Origin of the sequence: Pseudomonas sp. HS-18, assembly GCF_020401845.1 — a bacterium.
Taxonomy (GTDB): domain Bacteria; phylum Pseudomonadota; class Gammaproteobacteria; order Pseudomonadales; family Pseudomonadaceae; genus Pseudomonas; species Pseudomonas nitroreducens.
Genome location: NZ_CP084413.1, coordinates 5,581,424 through 5,598,260, shown reverse-complemented (window position 1 = coordinate 5,598,260; position 16,837 = coordinate 5,581,424). Strand labels below are relative to the sequence as shown.

General features: G+C 66.5%; 14 protein-coding genes. 11 read left to right on the top strand and 3 right to left on the bottom strand.

All coding sequences use genetic code 11. The features are described 5' to 3' along the window. Together LDJ84_RS26100 and LDJ84_RS26095 are read right to left on the bottom strand one after the other, a co-directional pair. Nucleotides 1–1,584, bottom strand: coding sequence for a rhodanese-related sulfurtransferase (locus LDJ84_RS26100; RefSeq protein ID WP_065085494.1), 1,584 nt, complete (start codon nucleotides 1,582–1,584; stop codon nucleotides 1–3). Beyond that, nucleotides 1,581–2,186: a 3-mercaptopropionate dioxygenase gene (locus tag LDJ84_RS26095; protein WP_065085493.1), complete on the bottom strand. Its 606-nt coding sequence runs from the start codon at nucleotides 2,184–2,186 to the stop codon at nucleotides 1,581–1,583. Before LDJ84_RS26095 ends, LDJ84_RS26100 begins: the two co-directional genes overlap by 4 nt. 113 nt (nucleotides 2,187–2,299) lie before the next feature. On the opposite strand from LDJ84_RS26095, the gene LDJ84_RS26090 reads away from it, so the two are divergent. The 10 genes from LDJ84_RS26090 (at nucleotide 2,300) to LDJ84_RS26045 (ending at nucleotide 13,710) form a co-directional block, all read left to right on the top strand. Beyond that, on the top strand, nucleotides 2,300–3,196 hold the full coding sequence (locus LDJ84_RS26090) for a LysR family transcriptional regulator (protein WP_065085492.1): 897 nt from the start codon (nucleotides 2,300–2,302) through the stop codon (nucleotides 3,194–3,196). 236 nt (nucleotides 3,197–3,432) lie between these two features. Beyond that, on the top strand, nucleotides 3,433–4,500 hold the full coding sequence (locus tag LDJ84_RS26085; protein WP_081754021.1) for an LLM class flavin-dependent oxidoreductase: 1,068 nt from the start codon (nucleotides 3,433–3,435) through the stop codon (nucleotides 4,498–4,500). Between the two features lie 11 nt (nucleotides 4,501–4,511). Beyond that, nucleotides 4,512–5,456 carry an ABC transporter substrate-binding protein gene (locus LDJ84_RS26080; RefSeq protein ID WP_065085491.1) on the top strand — a complete coding sequence of 315 codons (945 nt, stop codon included), beginning with the start codon at nucleotides 4,512–4,514 and terminating at the stop codon, nucleotides 5,454–5,456. Nucleotides 5,457–5,649: 193 nt separating this feature from the next. Then, entirely contained in the window at nucleotides 5,650–6,546 is an 897-nt protein-coding gene (locus tag LDJ84_RS26075; RefSeq protein ID WP_052239088.1) for a hypothetical protein, read from the top strand. Between the two features lie 174 nt (nucleotides 6,547–6,720). Continuing rightward, nucleotides 6,721–7,692: an aliphatic sulfonate ABC transporter substrate-binding protein gene (locus LDJ84_RS26070; protein ID WP_037015267.1), complete on the top strand. Its 972-nt coding sequence runs from the start codon at nucleotides 6,721–6,723 to the stop codon at nucleotides 7,690–7,692. Between the two features lie 80 nt (nucleotides 7,693–7,772). After that, a complete protein-coding gene (tauA, locus tag LDJ84_RS26065) occupies nucleotides 7,773–8,783 on the top strand; it encodes a taurine ABC transporter substrate-binding protein (protein WP_065085490.1) in 1,011 nt (336 codons plus the stop codon). 108 nt (nucleotides 8,784–8,891) lie between these two features. Continuing rightward, nucleotides 8,892–9,683, top strand: coding sequence for a taurine ABC transporter ATP-binding protein (locus LDJ84_RS26060; protein ID WP_037015270.1), 792 nt, complete (start codon nucleotides 8,892–8,894; stop codon nucleotides 9,681–9,683). Next, nucleotides 9,673–10,491 (top strand): ABC transporter permease subunit, encoded by an 819-nt coding sequence (locus tag LDJ84_RS26055; protein WP_065085489.1) that lies wholly within the window; start codon nucleotides 9,673–9,675, stop codon nucleotides 10,489–10,491. The genes LDJ84_RS26060 and LDJ84_RS26055 overlap by 11 nt, the downstream gene beginning before the upstream one ends. A gap of 102 nt (nucleotides 10,492–10,593) precedes the next feature. Continuing rightward, nucleotides 10,594–11,430: a taurine dioxygenase gene (gene tauD, locus LDJ84_RS26050; protein WP_024764760.1), complete on the top strand. Its 837-nt coding sequence runs from the start codon at nucleotides 10,594–10,596 to the stop codon at nucleotides 11,428–11,430. A gap of 240 nt (nucleotides 11,431–11,670) precedes the next feature. Continuing rightward, nucleotides 11,671–13,710 carry an OPT family oligopeptide transporter gene (locus tag LDJ84_RS26045; protein ID WP_024764761.1) on the top strand — a complete coding sequence of 680 codons (2,040 nt, stop codon included), beginning with the start codon at nucleotides 11,671–11,673 and terminating at the stop codon, nucleotides 13,708–13,710. 57 nt (nucleotides 13,711–13,767) lie between these two features. Here the strand turns inward: LDJ84_RS26045 and betT are convergent, their stop codons facing one another. Then, nucleotides 13,768–15,726 carry a choline BCCT transporter BetT gene (gene betT / locus LDJ84_RS26040; protein WP_141678468.1) on the bottom strand — a complete coding sequence of 653 codons (1,959 nt, stop codon included), beginning with the start codon at nucleotides 15,724–15,726 and terminating at the stop codon, nucleotides 13,768–13,770. 773 nt (nucleotides 15,727–16,499) lie between these two features. Here betT and LDJ84_RS26035 point away from each other — a divergent pair. Beyond that, nucleotides 16,500–16,835 (top strand): hypothetical protein, encoded by a 336-nt coding sequence (locus LDJ84_RS26035; protein WP_024764762.1) that lies wholly within the window; start codon nucleotides 16,500–16,502, stop codon nucleotides 16,833–16,835. The last annotated feature ends 2 nt before the right edge of the window (nucleotides 16,836–16,837 follow it).

The following is a 16,837-nucleotide window of genomic DNA, read 5'->3' as shown; positions in this document are numbered from 1 at the left end:
TCAGATCACGAAGAAGCCGTGGGTGCCGTCGCGGCCCAGTTGCTCGACCAGGCCGAACTCCCAGTCCAGATAGCCCTGCATGGCTTCTCGGGGGTTGTCGGTGCCTTCGTACGGACGGCGGTAGCGGTCGATGCGCGGCGCCGCCAGATGGCTTTCGCCTTCCTCGGTGGGCAGGCCGGCGGCGACCCAGGCACCGGTGCCGCCATCGAGCAGGAACACCGGCTTGTTGCTCAGGGCCTCCACTTCCGCCACGGCGAAGCGCGCCAGCAGGCTGCTGCCGCAGGTGAGCACATAACGCTCGGCATTGCCCAGTTGCGCCACTGCCTGCTTCAGCTGGCTGCGCAGGGCCCAGGCGGCGCCGGGGATGTGGCGCTTCACGTAGTTGGCGCTGGCGGTGAAGTCGAGCACGGCGGTGCCCGGTTCGCGCAGCCAGTCGGCCAGGGTCTGCGGGCTGATGGTCTCGGCCTGCGGCTTGGGCGGCAGCGGTGCACTCCACGCGCCCTGTTCGCTGAAGTCGGCGGCAGTCAACCCGTCCAGCACTGCCACCTGCCAGCCCATCTGGGCCAGCCAGGAAGCGCTCATGTTGGCGCGTACGCCGTCGTTGTCCACCAGCACCAGACGCGCACCGCGCACGCTGGCGACGTGGTCGGTTTCCTGCACCAGCTGGCCGCCGGGAGTCGAGCGCGAACCCGGCAGGTGGCCGGCTTCGTATTCTTCCGGCGTGCGCACGTCGAACAGGTAGGTGGTGCGCTCGGTTTCGCCCTGCCATTGGCGCAGGCCGGCCAGGTCGATACGCGCGACGTTTGCGCGGTCGGCCACGGCGCGGGCGCGCTGGGCGGCGGATTCGCGGGTACTGGCGGAAACCTCGGCGAAGCGCCGTGCCTGCCCGTGTTCCAGCTGCTGGCCGGCCAGGGTCCAGCCGATGGTGCCGTTGCGCAGCGCCGACACCGGGTTGGGAATGCCGGCGTTCACCAGCGACTGGGTGCCGATGATGCTGCGGGTGCGCCCGGCGCAGTTGACGATGACGCGGGTGGCCGGGTTCGGCGCCAGCTCGGCGACGCGCAGCACCAGTTCGGCGCCCGGCACGCTGACGCCGCTGGGGATGCTCATGGTCTGGTATTCGTCGAAGCGGCGGGCGTCGAGCACCACCACGTCGGCCTGGGCGTCGAGCAGCGCCTTCACTTCCTCGGCGGCCAGCGACGGGGTGTGGCGCTCGGCCTCCACCAGTTCGCCGAACGACTTGCTCGGGACGTTCACGTCCTTGAACAACTCGCCACCGGCCTCGCGCCAGCCGGCGAGCCCGCCGTCGAGAATGGCCACGTCGCTGTAGCCCAGCGCCAGCAGGCGCTGCGCGGCGATCTGCGCCAGGCCTTCGCCGTCGTCATAGACGGTGACCGGCGTATCGCGGCGCGGCACGCGGGCGTAGATCTCCAGCTCCAGCTTGGACAGCGGCACGTTGGCGGCGAACAGCGGGTGTTCCTGGGCGAATGGGTCTTCCTCGCGCACATCCAGCAATGCCAACTCCTGGCGGGCGAGGAGGGCGGCGCGGATATCGTGGAAGGAACGACGGATGATCTGGCTCATGCAGGGTTCTCTTTCGACAGGTCCCAGATATTGGGCAACTGGCTATTGGAATAGCCGGAGATGAAGGGTTTCTCTTCACCTTCGGCACTGAAGACAGCACGCCGAACCGCGCCGATGTTGGCACCGTAGACGTGGATGCTGATGGACGGCCGGTCGGCGAAGGCGTTGCTGACCTGGTGGATGTCGCCGATGCGGGGTGACACTGCCTCCACTTCGCCCGGCTCCAGGCGATGCGGCTCGCCCACGGGCTGCAGGCGGCCATCGGCGGCGAAGGCGAACGGCTGCGAATACTCGGCGCCGCGCAGCATGCCGATCAGACCCCAGACGCGGTGGTCGTGCACTGGCGTGCGCTGACCCGGGCCCCAGACGAAGCTGACCACCGAAAAGCGCTGCCGCGAATCGGCGTGCAGCAGGTACTGCTGGTAGCGCTGCGGGTCGGGGCGGGCGTAGTCCTCGGGTAGCCAGTCGTCATGGCGCACCAGTTCGGCGAGCAACGGGCGGGCTTCGGCCAGCAGCGCGGCTTCGTCGGGAGCGGTGTCGATCACGGCTGCCAGATCGCCGATGAACTGGCGCAGGCGGTCGAGGCGAAGGGAGGCTGACATGCGGGGGATTCACTCCGGAAGGTTCTGGCGCTACGGTAGCAAACGCATTTTTATTCCTGAAATGCATTTTGAATCTAAGCTAATATGCGAGAAATGCAATTGGTGCCAGCCCCATGAAGATCGACGACATCGATGCCTTCGTCGCGGTGATCCGCAACGCCTCCCTCAGCCAGGCCGCCGAGAGCCTTGGCCTGACCCAGTCAGCCATCACCCGGCGGGTGCAGAGCCTGGAGGAGTCCCTCGGGGTGGAGCTGCTGGACCGCAACACCAAGCCGCTCAAACCCACTGCCGCCGGGCGCCGCGTGTTCGAGCAGTGCTTGCGGGTGATGCGCGAGGTGGACGGCCTGCGTGAGCTGGTGGCCGGCGACAGCGCGCCCAGCGGCGTGTTGCGCCTGGGCGTGCCGCAGAGCATCGGCGAGGTGGTGTTGCTGGAGGCCCTGCGGCGGCTGACCGGTGAATACCCGGAGCTGCGCGCGCAGGTCAGCAGCGGGTGGGGCAGCCATCTGCTGGCTCGGCTGGAGAATGCCGAGCTGGACGCGGCCGTGGTGCTGTTCCCGCCGAGCAAGGTGTTCCCCGATGACCTCGGCGCCACCGCGCTGGGCCGCATGGAATTGTGCGTGGTGGCCGCGCGCGACAGTGAGGTGAAGGCCCGCCGCCTGCTCGACTGCTACCAGCACGGCTGGGTGCTCAACCCCGACGGCTGTGGTTTCCGCGCCGGCCTGCAACGCGCCTTGGCCGACCAGGGGCTGGGGTTGCAGCTGAACCTGGAAACCTTCGGCAGCGAGCTGCAGCTGGGCCTTGTGGCCGAAGGGCGCGGGCTGGGCCTCGTGCCGGCGCCGGCCCTGGCGCGCAGTCGCTACCGCGACCAGTTGCGCGTGCTGCAACTGGACGACTTCCAGCCGCTGATCCAGCTCTGGCTGGTGCGCCCGCGCCTGCTGGGCAATCTCGAATCGCCGGCGCGGCTGTTCGGTGATGCGGTGGCTGAAGGTCTCGACATCGCGGCGGCCTGATTCGCCGCACCTGCTGCCCTTGTAGAAACGCAGAAAATCCCGCTCTGCAACTTGGTCGCGCCTGAATATGCGTATTTAGCATATTAGGATATGACAAAAATGAATTTCCATCATGAATAACTTGCCTATAGCTTCTAAGAACAACGTCAAAACCGACGCTTTCCTTATAACGAAAGCCGCCGACCTTATGCAGCGGCCCAGGCGAGGGCAACACAGTGAGCGTGGAAATTCTCGGCATGATCACCGCCACCCCGAGTTCCGAGGTGGACCAGCCGCTGGGGGAGGCGGTGGATGCCGGATTCGTCCGGCGCTTTGCCCAGGCCCATGAGGACGCTGGTTTCGACCGCGTGCTGGTGGGGTATTTCAGCAATGCCGCCGAAGGAGCGGTGGTCAGTTCCTTCGTCGCTGCCGCTACCCGGCGCCTGGGCATCCTGCTGGCCTATCGACCCGGAGTGATCGCGCCGCCCCTGGCTGCCCGGCAACTTGCCACTCTCGATCAGTTCAGCGATGGGCGCCTGGCCCTCAACGTGGTCAGCGGCGGCAACGACGAAGACCTCGCCCGCGACGGCGACTACCTCGAACACGACCGCCGCTACGCCCGCACCGATGAATACCTGCAAGCGCTGCGCGACATCTGGAGCGCTGAAGGCCCGGTGGACTTCGATGGCGAGTTCTATCGCTTCCAGGGGGCCTCGCCCGCCGTGCGCCCGCAGCAGAAGCCGCACATCCCGATCTACTTCAGCGGCTCCTCGGATGCCGCCATCGACGTCGCGGCGAAGCACGCGGACACCTACATGCTCTGGGGCGAACCGCTGGCCGCCGTCGACGGTCACATCCGCCGCGTGCGGGCTGCCGCGCATGCCCAGGGGCGTGATCCACGCTTCTCGGTGTCCTTCCGCCCCATCGTCGCCGATACCGAGGAAGCTGCCTGGAAGCGCGCCGCCGAAGTGCTCGAACAGGTGCGGGAGAACCGCACCCGCCTGGGCCTGCCGCTCAATGACCACCAGCCGGAAAACGTTGGCTCCCAGCGCCTGCTGGCCGCGGCGCAGCAGGGCGAGGTGCTCGATACACGCCTGTGGACCGGCGTGGCCCGGCTTACCGGTGCGCGCTGGAACTCCACCGCGCTGGTCGGCACGCCCGAGCAAGTCGCCGCCGCGCTGGGCGAGTACTACCGCCTGGGCGTTTCCACCTTCCTGATCCGTGGCTTCGACCCGCTCGGCGATGCCGTGCGCTACGGCCAGGGTCTGATTCCCGCCATCCACGACCATATCGCCCGTCTGCCGCAACTGCGGCGCGCCGGCTGAGGAGCTTTTCGATGAACCTGAAGCAACGCCTGCGCGCCACCTTCGCCGCGCTCATCCTGGGCGCGCCGTTGGCCCAGGCCGCCGACCTGCCGACCTTGCGGGTGGGCGACCAGAACTACTACAACGTGCGCGCATCGATGGAAGCGTCCGGGGTGCTTGAAGGCGCGCCCTACACCGTCGACTGGAAGCACTTCCAGTCCGCCGCGCCGGTGGCCGAAGGCCTGCAGGCCGGTGCGCTGGACCTGGGCTTCCTCGGCGACTCGGGCTTCATCTTCCTCGCCGCCAAGGGCGCGCCGGTGAAGCTGATCGGCATCTCCCGGCAGAACCCGGACACCATTGCCCTGCTGGTGCCCAAGGATTCGCCGGTGAAGACCATCGCCGACCTCAAGGGCAAGAAGGTCGCCTACTGGCCGGGCGCCTGGAGCCAGCAATTGACCCTGCGTGCGCTGGAGAAGGCCGGCTTGCCCAGCGATTACGTGGAGTTCGTCAAGCTGATGCCCATCGACGCCGCCGCCGCATTGCCACGCGGCAGCATCGATGCCTTCCCGGTGTGGGAGCCCTACATCTCGCAGCAGATCGTGTTCTCCGGCGCGCGCCCGATCCTCACTGCCCGCGACCTGATGCCGGGGCTGTCGAGCATCGCTGCCAACGCCAATTCCATCGATCCCAAGCGCGAGCAGATCGCCGATTTCCTTGGCCGCCTGCAGAAGGCCCGCGCCTGGGTCGAGGCGCACAAGGAGCAGTACGCCGAAATCTGGGCGAAAAAGGCCAACCTCGACCAGTCCGTGTCGCGCCACTGGATCGGCCAGGCCGCCATGAGCGTCGGCCCGGTGGATAAACAGGCCGCCGCCGATTACCAGGGCACCGCCGACTTCCTCCTGCAGACCGGCGCGCTGCCCAAGGCTTTCGATACCTCCAGCGTGATCGATACCTCCTTCGCCACCTCATTCCACTGAGTGGCGGGTTCTCAGCTAAGGCAAAAAGGTTATTTAACCTTGTGGCGGTGCTTGGATATGGTTCTAAGTGCCGCCCTGGCCGTCGGCTCTGCCCGACGGCGTAACGGGGTTGTTCCAGGCTCCGTTTCCGCTTCAGTCCACCCGCGCGCCCAACGCCCAGGCCACTGATCCTCGCGTCTTTCCAGAGGTGTCCATGAGCGTTGTTCCATTCCGGCTGGCTGCGACCCGGCCGGTCGCACCGCCTGTTCCCAGCACGGCCGGAACCTGGGCTCGCGCCCTGCGCGAGTCCGGCCTGCTGCGGCTGTCCCTGCCGGCTCAACTGGGCGGTAGCGCCAGTCCCTGGCAGGACATCCTGCAAACCCTGCGCGATCTCTGCGAGCGGGACGGCGGGCTGGCCCGGCTGTTCGCCGTCCACCACCTGCAGCTGGCGCGGGTCAGCCTGCTGGGCAGCCGCGAGCAGGTGCAGCGCCTGCTCAACCTGACGCTGTTGCGCGAGCCGCTGTGGGGTGCGCTGGGGGACGGGCAGTCGCTGCAGGCCGCCGAACATGTGCGCGGTGGTTTCCGCGTCAATGGCGCGGAGTGGGACGCCTTCACCGTCGAAGCCGCCGACTGGCTGGTGCTGCGCGCCTGGTACGAACCCGGTCGCGATTTCCTCCTCGCCGCGCTGCCCGGCGCCCGTGCGGGCCTGGTGCTGCGCGGCGGTGCGCAGTGCAACGAACTGCGTCTGCACCCGGAAGACATCCTCCTGCCGCCGGGGCTGGCGATCACGCCTCGGCGTTCGCTGTGCGATGGCCTGGCCCTGCTGCTGGAAGCCAACGTCGCCCTCGGTCTTGCACTGCATGCGGCAGAGCGGCTGGAACTGGCGCAGAGCTCTGAGTTGTTGCGGCTTCTCGGGCTGGGGCTGGTGCTCAGCGAACAGGCCGCCGCGCAACTGGACGACGACATCGCCGCTGGCGCCGGGCTGAGCTTCAGCCGCAGCAGCCATTTCTCCAACCTGGCCATCCAGGCGCTGGCGGTGGCTCGTGAGGCCGCGCAGTCGAGTCTCCGCGCGGAAGGCTTGAGGGCCCGGCTGCTGGGGGCTGCGCACTGATCGGCGGGTAAATCCGTCCGGCATTAGTTAAGAACTAAAAATTATTTATTTTAGATTTTTTATACCTGTAATCTTCGCTCTACCGGACCACCGGACTCATCCAGCATCACCTGACCTGTCCAGTGGTCCGCCTCGCTCTGCGGGCGGCCAACCCGTACCCGAGGAGCCGTATCCATGTCCCGCAGTCATTTCCTGCGCCGTTTCGCCGTTGGCCTCAGCGCGTCGGTCGCCCTGTTCGGCGCCCTGTCCGCCCAGGCTGAGCAGACCCTGCGCATCGGCTTCCAGAAGTCCTCCACGCTGCTGACCGTGGTGAAAGCCCAGGGCAACCTGGAGCGCGAGCTGGGCAAGCAGGGCATCAAGGTCACCTGGCATGAGTTCCCCAGCGGCCTGCCGCTGCTCGAATCGCTGAATGTGGGCAACGTCGACCTGTCCGCCGACGTCGCCGATACCGTACCCGTCTTCGCCCAGGCCGCCGGCGCGCAGCTGACCTATTTCGCCCGCGAAACCCCGTCGCCCACCGCGCAGTCGATCCTCGTGCCGCACGATTCGCCGCTCAACTCCCTGGCCGATCTCAAAGGCAAGCGTGTGGCCGTGACCAAGGCCGCCGGCAGCCACTACCTGCTGATCGCCGCCCTGCAGAAGGCCGGGCTGAAGTTCTCCGACATCCAGCCGGCGTACCTCACTCCCGCCGATGGCCGTGCCGCCTTCGAGAACCACAAGGTCGATGCCTGGGTGACCTGGGACCCGTACGTGGCCAGCGCCCAGCGTCAGCAGAACGCCCGCGTGCTGGTCGATGGCAAGGGCCTGGCCAGCTACCAGCGCTACTACCTGGCGTCCACCGAGTACGCCAAGGCTCACCCGGAAGTGCTCAAGCAGGTCTTCGCCGAACTGCAGAAGACCGGCCGCTGGGTGAAGGAGCACCCCAGCGACGCCGCCAAGGTGCTCGGCCCGCTGTGGGGCAACCTCGATGTCGCCACCGTCGAACAGGCCAATGCCCGCCGCAGCTATGACGTTCAGCCGGTGCGCAAGGACGGCCTCGACGAGCAGCAACGCATTGCCGACGCCTTCTACGCCGAAGGCCTGCTGCCCAAGCCTGTCGATGCCCGCGCGGTGCCGGTGTGGCAGCCGGACGTGGCGAGCAACTGATCCCCTATTTCCCGCCGCTCTCCCGAGCGGCCCGTCACGGCCCGGCCGGCCGCCTTTGTACGCATTTCCAGGAGCTCCACATGAAACACATCAGTGCCCCGCGCCGCCTGCTGGCCGCGCTTGCCCTGGTCGGCGTCGCTGGCGCCGCCCAGGCCGATATCACCCTCGGCTACCAGACCGGCATCGACCCGACCAAGGTGCCCCAGGCCGACGGTACCTACGAGAAAGTCATCGGCGAGAAGCTCGACTGGCGCCGCTTCAACAGCGGCCCGGAAGTGGTCGCCGCCATTGCCTCGGGCGACGTGCAACTGGGCAACCTCGGCTCCAGCCCGCTGGCCGCCGCGACTTCCCGTGGCCTGCCGATCGTCGCCTTCATCGTCTCCGCGCAGATCAACGCCGCCGAGGCCCTGGTGGTGCGCAACGGCAGCAAGATCGAGAAGCCCGAGGACCTGGTCGGCAAGACCATCGCCACGCCCTTCGTGTCGACCTCGCACTACAGCCTGCTGGGCGCGCTCAAGCACTGGAACATCGACCCCGGCAAAGTGAAGATCGTCAACCTCAACCCCACCGAGATCGCCGCCGCCTGGCGCCGTGGCGACATCGATGGCGCCTTCGTCTGGTCGCCCGCCCTGGGCGAGATCAAGAAATCCGGCAAGGTACTGACCGACGCCGCCGAAGTCGGCAAGTGGGGCGCACCGACCTTCGAGGTCTGGGTCGCTCGCAAGGACTTCGCCGAGAAGCACCCGGAAGTCATCGCCAAGTTCGCCAAGGTCAGCCTGGACTCCTTCGCCGACTACAACGCCCACAAGGCCGAGTGGACCGCCGATTCCGAACAGGTGAAGAAGATCGCCAAGCTGACCGGCGCCGATCCGAAGGACGTGCCCGAGTTGCTGGCCGGTTCGGCCTTCCCCGAGTCCCAGGCGCAGCTGTCTTCCGCGCTGCTGGGTGGTGGCACCGCCAAGGACATCGCTGGCACCGCTGCCTTCCTGAAAGAGCAGAAGCGCGTGCCTTCGGTACTCAAGGACTACTCGCCCTACGTCAGCGCGGAATACGTGCGCCAGGCGGAGAGCGTGCAGGTGGGGCAGCGCTGATCGACCTGCAGCGGGGCACCCTCTCCCCAACCCTCTCCCTTCCAGGAAGAGGGTTGGGCGGAGGGTTGGCACCGCAGCATCCCTTTCTCACCCTACGGAGGGCAGAACATGAGCCGTCTGACGGCCGAGGCGGTCAGCCTCACTTTCCAGCAGCGCGGACGCGAGCGCGTCGTGCTGCAGGACCTCACTCTCAGCCTGGCCAAGGGCGAATCCCTGGTGGTGCTCGGCCCGTCCGGCTGCGGCAAGTCCAGCCTGCTCAACGTGCTCGCGGGCTTCCAGGCGCCTGACAGCGGTCGCGTGCAGATCGATGGCCGGACCCTCGAAGGTCCTGGCGGCGAACGCGGCGTGGTGTTCCAGGATGACGCCCTGATGCCCTGGCTCAACGCCCTGGACAACGTGGCCCTGGGCTTGCGCATTCGCGGCGTCGGCGCTGCCGAGCGCAATGCCCGTGCCCACGAAGTATTGAAGCTGGTGGGCCTGGGCGAGCACGCGGACTACCGCATCTCGCAACTTTCCGGCGGCCAGCGGCAGCGCCTGGGCCTCGCCCGCGCACTGGCGGTGGAACCGGATTTCCTCCTGCTCGACGAACCCTTCGGCGCGCTCGACGCGCTGACCCGCGAACGCATGCAGGTGCTGACCCTCGACCTGTGGCGCAAGACCGGCAAGGGCCTGTTCCTGATTACCCACAGCGTCGACGAAGCGCTGTTCCTCGCCACTGACCTGGTGGTGATGGACGGGCCACCGGCGCGCATCGTCAAGCGCCTGTCGCTGGACTTCGCCCGCCGCTACGCCGCCGGCGAGCCGGTGCGCAGCATCAAGTCCGACCCGGAATTCGCGCGTCTGCGCCAACTGCTTCTCGATGAGTTCCTCGAAGAACCGGAGGCCGAGCATGCCCACTGAAACCCTCGCCGCCAAACTCCCCGCCGCCGCGCCGAAATCCCGCAGCGTACCGGGTGATTACCGCCGCTGGGCTGCCGCCGGCAGCATCGTCGGCGTCTTCGTGCTCTGGTGGCTGGCCACGCATCTGGGCTGGGTCGACACCCTGTTCCTGCCGGCCCCGGAGCAACTGGTGGAGGCCTTCCAGCGCGTGCTGGCCGAAGGTTACGTCGACGCCTCGCTGTGGCAACACGTCGGCACCAGCCTGATGCGTGTGCTGCTGGCGCTGGGCGCGGCGGTGCTGACGGCGATTCCGCTGGGCATCCTGATGGGCCTCAATCCGCTGGTCAGCGCGGCGTTCGATCCGCTGGTGGAGTTCTATCGCCCGGTGCCGCCGCTGGCTTACCTGCCGCTGATCGTCATCTGGTTCGGCATCGGCGAGCTGTCCAAGGTGCTGCTCATCTACCTTGCCCTGTTCGCCCCGCTGCTGATCGCTACTGCCGCCGGTGTCCGCCGCGTGGACAAGTCGCGCATCCAGGCCGTGCGCTGCCTGGGCGCGAGCCGCCTGCAGGTGGTGCGTCACGTCATCCTCCCCAGCGCGCTGCCGGAAGTCCTGACCGGCCTGCGCATCGCCCTGGGCGTGGGCTGGTCGACCCTGGTCGCCGCCGAGCTGATCGCCGCCAACCGCGGCCTGGGCTTCATGGTGCAGTCCGCCGCGCAGTTCCTCGCCACCGACGTGGTGGTGCTGGGCATCCTGCTGATCGCCGCCATCGCGCTGAGCTTCGAGCTGGGGCTGCGCTGGCTGCAGAAACGGTTTGCTTCCTGGGAATAACCGCTTCCTTCTTCGAGAACACTGATCCGACGCCCTCACCACGCAGGTGAGGGACAGGGCAGAGCACGCCTCTTCCCGTGAACCTCACGAGAGAACACGAACATGACCACCCTGAGCATCGAACCCATCAGCCCGGCCCTGGGCGCCGTCGTTTCCGGCGTGCGCCTGGCCGATCCGCTGGACGACGCGGCGCAGCGCCAGATCGAGCAGGCCCTGCTCGATCACCACGTGCTGTTTTTCCGCGATCAGCCGCTGACGCCGAGCCAGCAGGCGAACTTCGCCGCGCGCTTCGGTGACCTGCACATCCACCCGATCTACCCCAGCTCGCCGGAACAGCGCGAAGTCATCGTCCTCGATACCGCCGTCACCGATGTGCGCGACAACGCTATCTGGCACACCGACGTGACCTTCCTGGAAACCCCGGCCCTGGGCGCAGTGCTCGCCGCCAAGCAGCTGCCGCCCTACGGTGGCGATACCCTGTGGGCCAGCGGCATCGCGGCGTTCGAGGCGCTGTCGAAGCCACTGCAGCAACTCCTCGACGGCCTTACCGCGACCCACGACATCAGCAAGTCCTTCCCGCAGGAGCGCTTCGGTGCCACCGACGCGGATCGCGCGCGGCTGGAAGAGGCGCGGAGGAAGAACCCGCCGCGCAGCCACCCGGTGATCCGTACGCACCCGGTCACCGGGCGCAAGGCGCTGTTCGTCAGCGACGGCTTCACCACCCGCATCAACGAGCTGGAGCCGGCGGAAAGCCGCGCCATTCTCGACCTGCTGTTCGCCCACTTCGCGCGTCCTGAGTTCACCGTGCGCTGGCGCTGGAAGGAAAACGACGTGGCCTTCTGGGACAACCGCGTGACCCAGCACTACGCGGTGGATGATTACCGCCCGCAGCGGCGGGTGATGCACCGGGCGACGATTCTCGGGGACAAACCGTTCTGACCGGCTCTTCTGTAGGAGCGAGCTTGCTCGCGAACGGATTTCATCGGTGTGTCGGTGTTGTGCGGTTCGCGAGCAAGGACTGGGCGTCCCTCTCGCTCCTGCAGGGGCAATTTCCCTTCATCCCCGTGACTTAAGGCAACAAAGCCGCACGGCAGACCGCATTCGTCGCCATTCTGGGTCGCGGCGGCTGGCGCACTGTCCTACGCTTTGGCAGTTGCGCTTTATGAAGAGACTGCCTACATGCAAGAACGGATTCCCGACGAGTCCAACCTCGCCGAGCTGACGGTTCGCGGCCTGATCCTCGGCGCGCTGATCACCGTGGTGTTCACCGCTTCCAACGTCTACCTCGGCCTCAAGGTCGGCCTGACCTTCGCCTCGTCGATTCCCGCGGCAGTCATTTCCATGGCCGTGCTGCGCTACTTCTCCGGCTCCAACATCCTCGAGAACAACATGGTGCAGACCCAGGCCTCGGCGGCCGGCACCCTGTCCTCGATCATCTTCATCCTTCCGGGCCTCTTGATGATCGGCTACTGGAGCGGCTTCCCGTTCTGGCAGACGGCGGCCATCTGCTCCATCGGCGGCATCCTCGGCGTGCTCTACACCATCCCGCTGCGTCGGGTCATGGTGGTGCAGAGCAGCCTGCCCTACCCCGAGGGCGTGGCGGCGGCGGAGATCCTCCGTGTCGGCAGCCAGGACGAGGAAGAGGAGAAGGCCGGCAAGCCCGCGAAAGCCGGCGGCCCGGGCCTGCGCGACATCCTTGCCGGCGGCGTGGTCGCGGCGGCCTTCAGCCTGTTCAGCAGTGGCTTCAAGGTGCTCGCCGAAGGCTTCAGCTTCTGGATCACCGCCGGGCAGGCGGCGTTCCGCCTGTCCACCGGCTTCTCCCTGGCGCTGGTCGGCGCCGGCTACCTGATGGGCATCACCGCCGGCATCGCCATCCTGATCGGCGTGGTCATCGCCTGGGGCGTGGCCGTGCCGCTGCTCTCGGTGAACAGCGTGCTGGCGGCGGGGCAAACGCTGCCGGAGCTGGCCACCAAACTGTGGAGCAGCCAGGTGCGCTTCCTCGGCGCCGGCACCATCGGCATCGCCGCACTGTGGACCCTGGCGACGCTGTTCAAACCCATGGTGCAGGGCGTCTGGTCGTCGCTCAGTGCCGTGCGCGGCCGCGGCGAAGCCAGCGACCTGCGCACCGAGCAGGACCTCTCCGCCAAATGGATAGTCGCCATCGCCGGCTTCCTGCTGGTAGCGCTGTTCGTGGTCTTCTCCTACTTCCTCAGCGACGCCGCGCCGGACCTGAAGGGCGTCGGCTTCTGGGGACTGGTGGCGGTCTGCGTGATCTTCGCCTTCTTCTTCGGCTTCCTGATCGCCGCCGCCTGCGGCTACATGGCGGGCCTGGTCGGCTCGTCGAGCAGCCCGATCTCCGGCATCGGCATCATCGCGGTGATCCTGGTGTCGCTGCTGATTCTCGGCGTCGGATCGCTGGAGACCGGTTTCCTCGACCAGCAGGGCGGCAAGCTCGCCATTGCCCTGGCGCTGTTCACCACCTCGGTGGTGATCGCCATCGCGGCGATTTCCAACGACAACCTGCAGGACCTGAAGACCGGTTATCTGGTCGGCGCCACGCCGTGGCGCCAGCAGGTGGCGCTGATCGTCGGCTGCCTGGTCGGCGCGCTGGTGATCCCGCCGGTGCTGGAGCTGCTGTTCAACGCCTATGGCTTCACCGGCGCATTGCCGCGCGAGGGCATGGACCCGAACGCCGCCCTGGCTGCACCGCAGGCAACGCTGATGACCGCCATCGCCAGCGGGATTTTCCACAACGCGCTGAACTGGAACATGATCCTCATCGGCGTGGCGCTGGGCATCGCGCTGATCCTGGTGGATGTGCTGCTGCGCCGCACCGGCAAGGCCAGCCTGCCGGTGCTCGCCGTCGGCCTGGGCATCTACCTGCCGCCCACCATCGGCATGACCCTGGTGGTCGGCGCGGTGATCGCCTGGCTGCTGGAAACGGCGCTGGCCAAGCGCGCGGCAGCCGCCGGCAAGGATGTGGAGAAGTACTCCGACGAGCCCAAGCGCCGTGGCGTGCTGCTGGCTTCGGGCCTGATCGTGGGCGAGAGCCTGATGGGTATCTTGCTGGCGGCCGTGATCGGCACCACTGGCACGGACGCACCGCTGGCGCTGGTCGGCGGCGGCTTCGAGGACACCGCGCAGTGGCTTGGCTTGGTGGTCTTCGTGGCGATCTGCGTGCTGTTCTACCGCAAGGTGCTGGGCGGCGCACGCGGCTGATCCATCGCCGTGATGTGAAAAAGGCGCCTGTGGGCGCCTTTCTCGTTTCAGCCTGGTTCAACGTACCAAGTGCAGGAACTGCAGGTGCCGCTCGTACTGGTCGAGCATGTCGTTGATGATCTGCTCCTTGCTGTAGCCCATCAGGTCATAGTCCTGGCTGCCTTCGGAGAGGTGCACCTCGGCGCGGAAGTAGCGGCGGTTCTTCAGGTGCAGGCCGCCCATGCCGGCGCGGGCGAAGGACGGGGTGAAGTAGCCGCGCATCGACACTTGGTAGAGGAACGTGTGCTGCTCGCCGTGGCCGATTTCCAGGACCAGCTCCAGGTTGCCCAGGTCGAGATCGGATTCCACCTGCAGGCCCTTCTCGCGGAAGACCTCGGAGACCTCGGCGATCGCCGGGCTGACCACATCGACCATGAAGCGGTACACCTCATCCCGCGTGGGAAAGTGCACGGCCTGGGAGATACGCCGCTTCCAGCCGCCGGGCTTGGCCGAGGGCGGTGGCGCCAGGGAGTGGGTGCGCGCGCGCTGGCGCTGGGATTCGAGGTAGAACGCCTTGTGCAGGCCCCACATCATCAGCAGCAGGATCAGCGAGAAGGGCAGCGAGGTCAGCACCACTGCGGACTTCAGCGCATCGATGCTGCCGGCGAACAGCAGGCCGCCGGTGACCAGCGCGGTGGCCACGCCCCAGAACACCCGCAGCCACTTCGGGCCGTCATCGTCGGCGTTGCCGCCGTGGGCGGAGAGCGTGGAGAGCACCACGGTGCCGGAGTCCGCCGAGGTGACGAAGAAGACGAAGCTGACCAGCACCGTCACCGCGATCACTACACGGCTCGCGGGGTAGTTCTGCAGCATCTGGTACAGCGCCATGGACGGATCGGCAATGGCCACGCGGCCCAGTTCGCTGAAGCCATGGTTGAGTACCTGATCCAGTGCGCTGTTGCCGAAGATCGACATCCACGCCAGGGTGAAGCCCAGCGGGATGAAGAGCACGCCGAAGACGAACTCGCGGATCGTCCGCCCGCGCGAGATGCGCGCGATGAACAGCCCGACGAAAGGCGCCCAGGCGATCCACCAGGCCCAGTAGAACACCGTCCAGCCACCCAGCCAGTCGCTGCCGTCCTTGCCGTAGGCGTAGAGGTCGAAGCTCTTGGTCGGCAGGCTGCCGAGGTAGTCTCCGATGTTCTGCACCAGGGTGTTGAGCAGGTGCTGGGTGGGGCCGGCGAACAGCACGAAGAGCAGCAGCGCGCAGGCCAGCAGCATGTTGATGTCAGAGAGCAGGCGGATGCCCTTGTCCACGCCTGATACAGCGACCAGGATCGCCGCGCCCATCATCAGCGCGATCAACGTCATCTGCACCGGATGGCTGTGGGCGATGCCGAACAGGAAGTCCAGCCCGGCGTTGAGTTGCAGCACGCCGAAGCCCATGTCCGCGCCCAGGCCGAACACCGTGGCGATGATGCCGAAGCAGTCCACGGTGTAGCCGATGGGGCCGTTGATGCGCTTGCCGATCAGCGGGTAGAGCGCCGAGCGCAGCGCCAGCGGCAGGTTGTGCCGGTAGGCGAAGTAGGCCAGGGCCATCGCCACCAGGGCGAATACTCCCCAGCCGTGCAGGCCCCAGTGCAGGAACAGCAGCTGCATCGCCTGCCGCGCCGCTTCCGGCGTGCCGGCTTCGCCTTGCGGTGGCTGGGCGAAGTGGGTCAGCGGCTCGGAGACGCAGAAGAAGAACAAAGTGATGCTGATGCCGGCGGCGAAGAGCATGCCGGCCCAGGACAGGTAGCTGAATTCCGGCTCGTCGTGGTCGGCACCGAGCTTGATCTTTCCGTAGCCGGAAAGCGCGGTGACCACCACGAAGATCAGGTACAGCGTCATCGCCAGCAGGTAGTACCAGCCGACGGTATCGGCGGCCCAGGACTGTGCGGCGAGCAGCCATTCACCGGCCCGTTGGGGCTGGCTGATGACGATCAGGGCGAAGAGAAGGATCAGCGCGGCCGCACCGTAGAAGACCGGTGGGTTCATGCGCATGGAGGGTGAGGGTGTTACGGACGGGGGCGATTGTGCAACGGACAAAACGGGCGGGGTCCCTCTGACTTTTCCTTGAACAAGCATTCAATGAAAACACGGGATGGCCCTGGAAAGCCAATCGGCGGGACCGATGGTCCCGCCGCCGGCCCTGTCAAAAGGGCCGAGCGGAGCGGGTACTGCTTACTTGCGGCGGTTCTTTTTCGCCTCACGGATCTCACGGCGTTCCGGGTCGGCCTTCGCGGGCGCAGTCAGGAAAGCGGTGGCGGCGAAGAAGTTAGCAAGAGCGGCAAAGCTGGTCACGATAGTCTCCAATGGCGCCGGGGAAAATGGGTCCCGACCGCCTGTTAGCCATTTTCCCTGAAGATTGTGACAAAAAGAAGTGAATGATCTCGATGGCAGGTATTGATATGGTCGATGAGACTGATTTTTACGATATTTGCGAGTAATAGTCATGTTTTTGACTGTTTGCTCAGGATTCCCTCCTGCCGACCTGCGGGTCGGCCCGGCCTTTCACTGCGACCATTCGTCGCCAAAGGTGAAACGGTTCAGCGCAGGCTCTGGCTTTTACGCGATAGACGGCTGTCAACGGCGAGAAACAGGTATTCCCTTAGCACAATCGCCGAAATAGAGCGGGTTCAAGTCTGGAAGCTTGAACGAGTGTGCAGTTTTTCGTGAAAAACTTGTGAATCGGCTATGGCGATTGACTTGTTGATTCCGTTAGTCTCCCCCGGCAGGACAAAAAACCACCAACAGGGAGCATCATCGAGATGGACTTCAAACGCATCGCCCTTGCCACTGCACTCTTCGCTTCGCTGGCTGGCTGCCAGACCATGACCACCAACCAGGCCATCGTTCCGCTGCAGGCCGCCACCGCCCAGATGATCGGTCTGGCTTCCTCCGACGAGTTGGTCGTCAGCGACGTCAAAGCCGGTCAGCCGGACGCCCTGGGTGGCCAGGAACTCTCCTACGTCGCCACCACCACCAAAGGCCGCGTGTTCAACTGCACCTCGCGCATGATGCCGGGCCTGCTGACCGATCCGGCCAAGCTGACCAACCCGTCGTGCACTCCAGTGGTCGCGCACTCCAACACCGCCACCAAGTAAGA

What these genes read in the sequence shown, in the direction of transcription:
- LDJ84_RS26100 (WP_065085494.1), bottom strand. Translation starts at nt 1,584, where the DNA reads ATGAGCCAGATCATCCGTCGTTCCTTCCACGATATCCGCGCCGCCCTC.
- LDJ84_RS26095 (WP_065085493.1), bottom strand. Translation starts at nt 2,186, where the DNA reads ATGTCAGCCTCCCTTCGCCTCGACCGCCTGCGCCAGTTCATCGGCGAT.
- LDJ84_RS26090 (WP_065085492.1), top strand. Translation starts at nt 2,300, where the DNA reads ATGAAGATCGACGACATCGATGCCTTCGTCGCGGTGATCCGCAACGCC.
- LDJ84_RS26085 (WP_081754021.1), top strand. Translation starts at nt 3,433, where the DNA reads ATGATCACCGCCACCCCGAGTTCCGAGGTGGACCAGCCGCTGGGGGAG.
- LDJ84_RS26080 (WP_065085491.1), top strand. Translation starts at nt 4,512, where the DNA reads ATGAACCTGAAGCAACGCCTGCGCGCCACCTTCGCCGCGCTCATCCTG.
- LDJ84_RS26075 (WP_052239088.1), top strand. Translation starts at nt 5,650, where the DNA reads ATGAGCGTTGTTCCATTCCGGCTGGCTGCGACCCGGCCGGTCGCACCG.
- LDJ84_RS26070 (WP_037015267.1), top strand. Translation starts at nt 6,721, where the DNA reads ATGTCCCGCAGTCATTTCCTGCGCCGTTTCGCCGTTGGCCTCAGCGCG.
- tauA (WP_065085490.1), top strand. Translation starts at nt 7,773, where the DNA reads ATGAAACACATCAGTGCCCCGCGCCGCCTGCTGGCCGCGCTTGCCCTG.
- LDJ84_RS26060 (WP_037015270.1), top strand. Translation starts at nt 8,892, where the DNA reads ATGAGCCGTCTGACGGCCGAGGCGGTCAGCCTCACTTTCCAGCAGCGC.
- LDJ84_RS26055 (WP_065085489.1), top strand. Translation starts at nt 9,673, where the DNA reads ATGCCCACTGAAACCCTCGCCGCCAAACTCCCCGCCGCCGCGCCGAAA.
- tauD (WP_024764760.1), top strand. Translation starts at nt 10,594, where the DNA reads ATGACCACCCTGAGCATCGAACCCATCAGCCCGGCCCTGGGCGCCGTC.
- LDJ84_RS26045 (WP_024764761.1), top strand. Translation starts at nt 11,671, where the DNA reads ATGCAAGAACGGATTCCCGACGAGTCCAACCTCGCCGAGCTGACGGTT.
- betT (WP_141678468.1), bottom strand. Translation starts at nt 15,726, where the DNA reads ATGAACCCACCGGTCTTCTACGGTGCGGCCGCGCTGATCCTTCTCTTC.
- LDJ84_RS26035 (WP_024764762.1), top strand. Translation starts at nt 16,500, where the DNA reads ATGGACTTCAAACGCATCGCCCTTGCCACTGCACTCTTCGCTTCGCTG.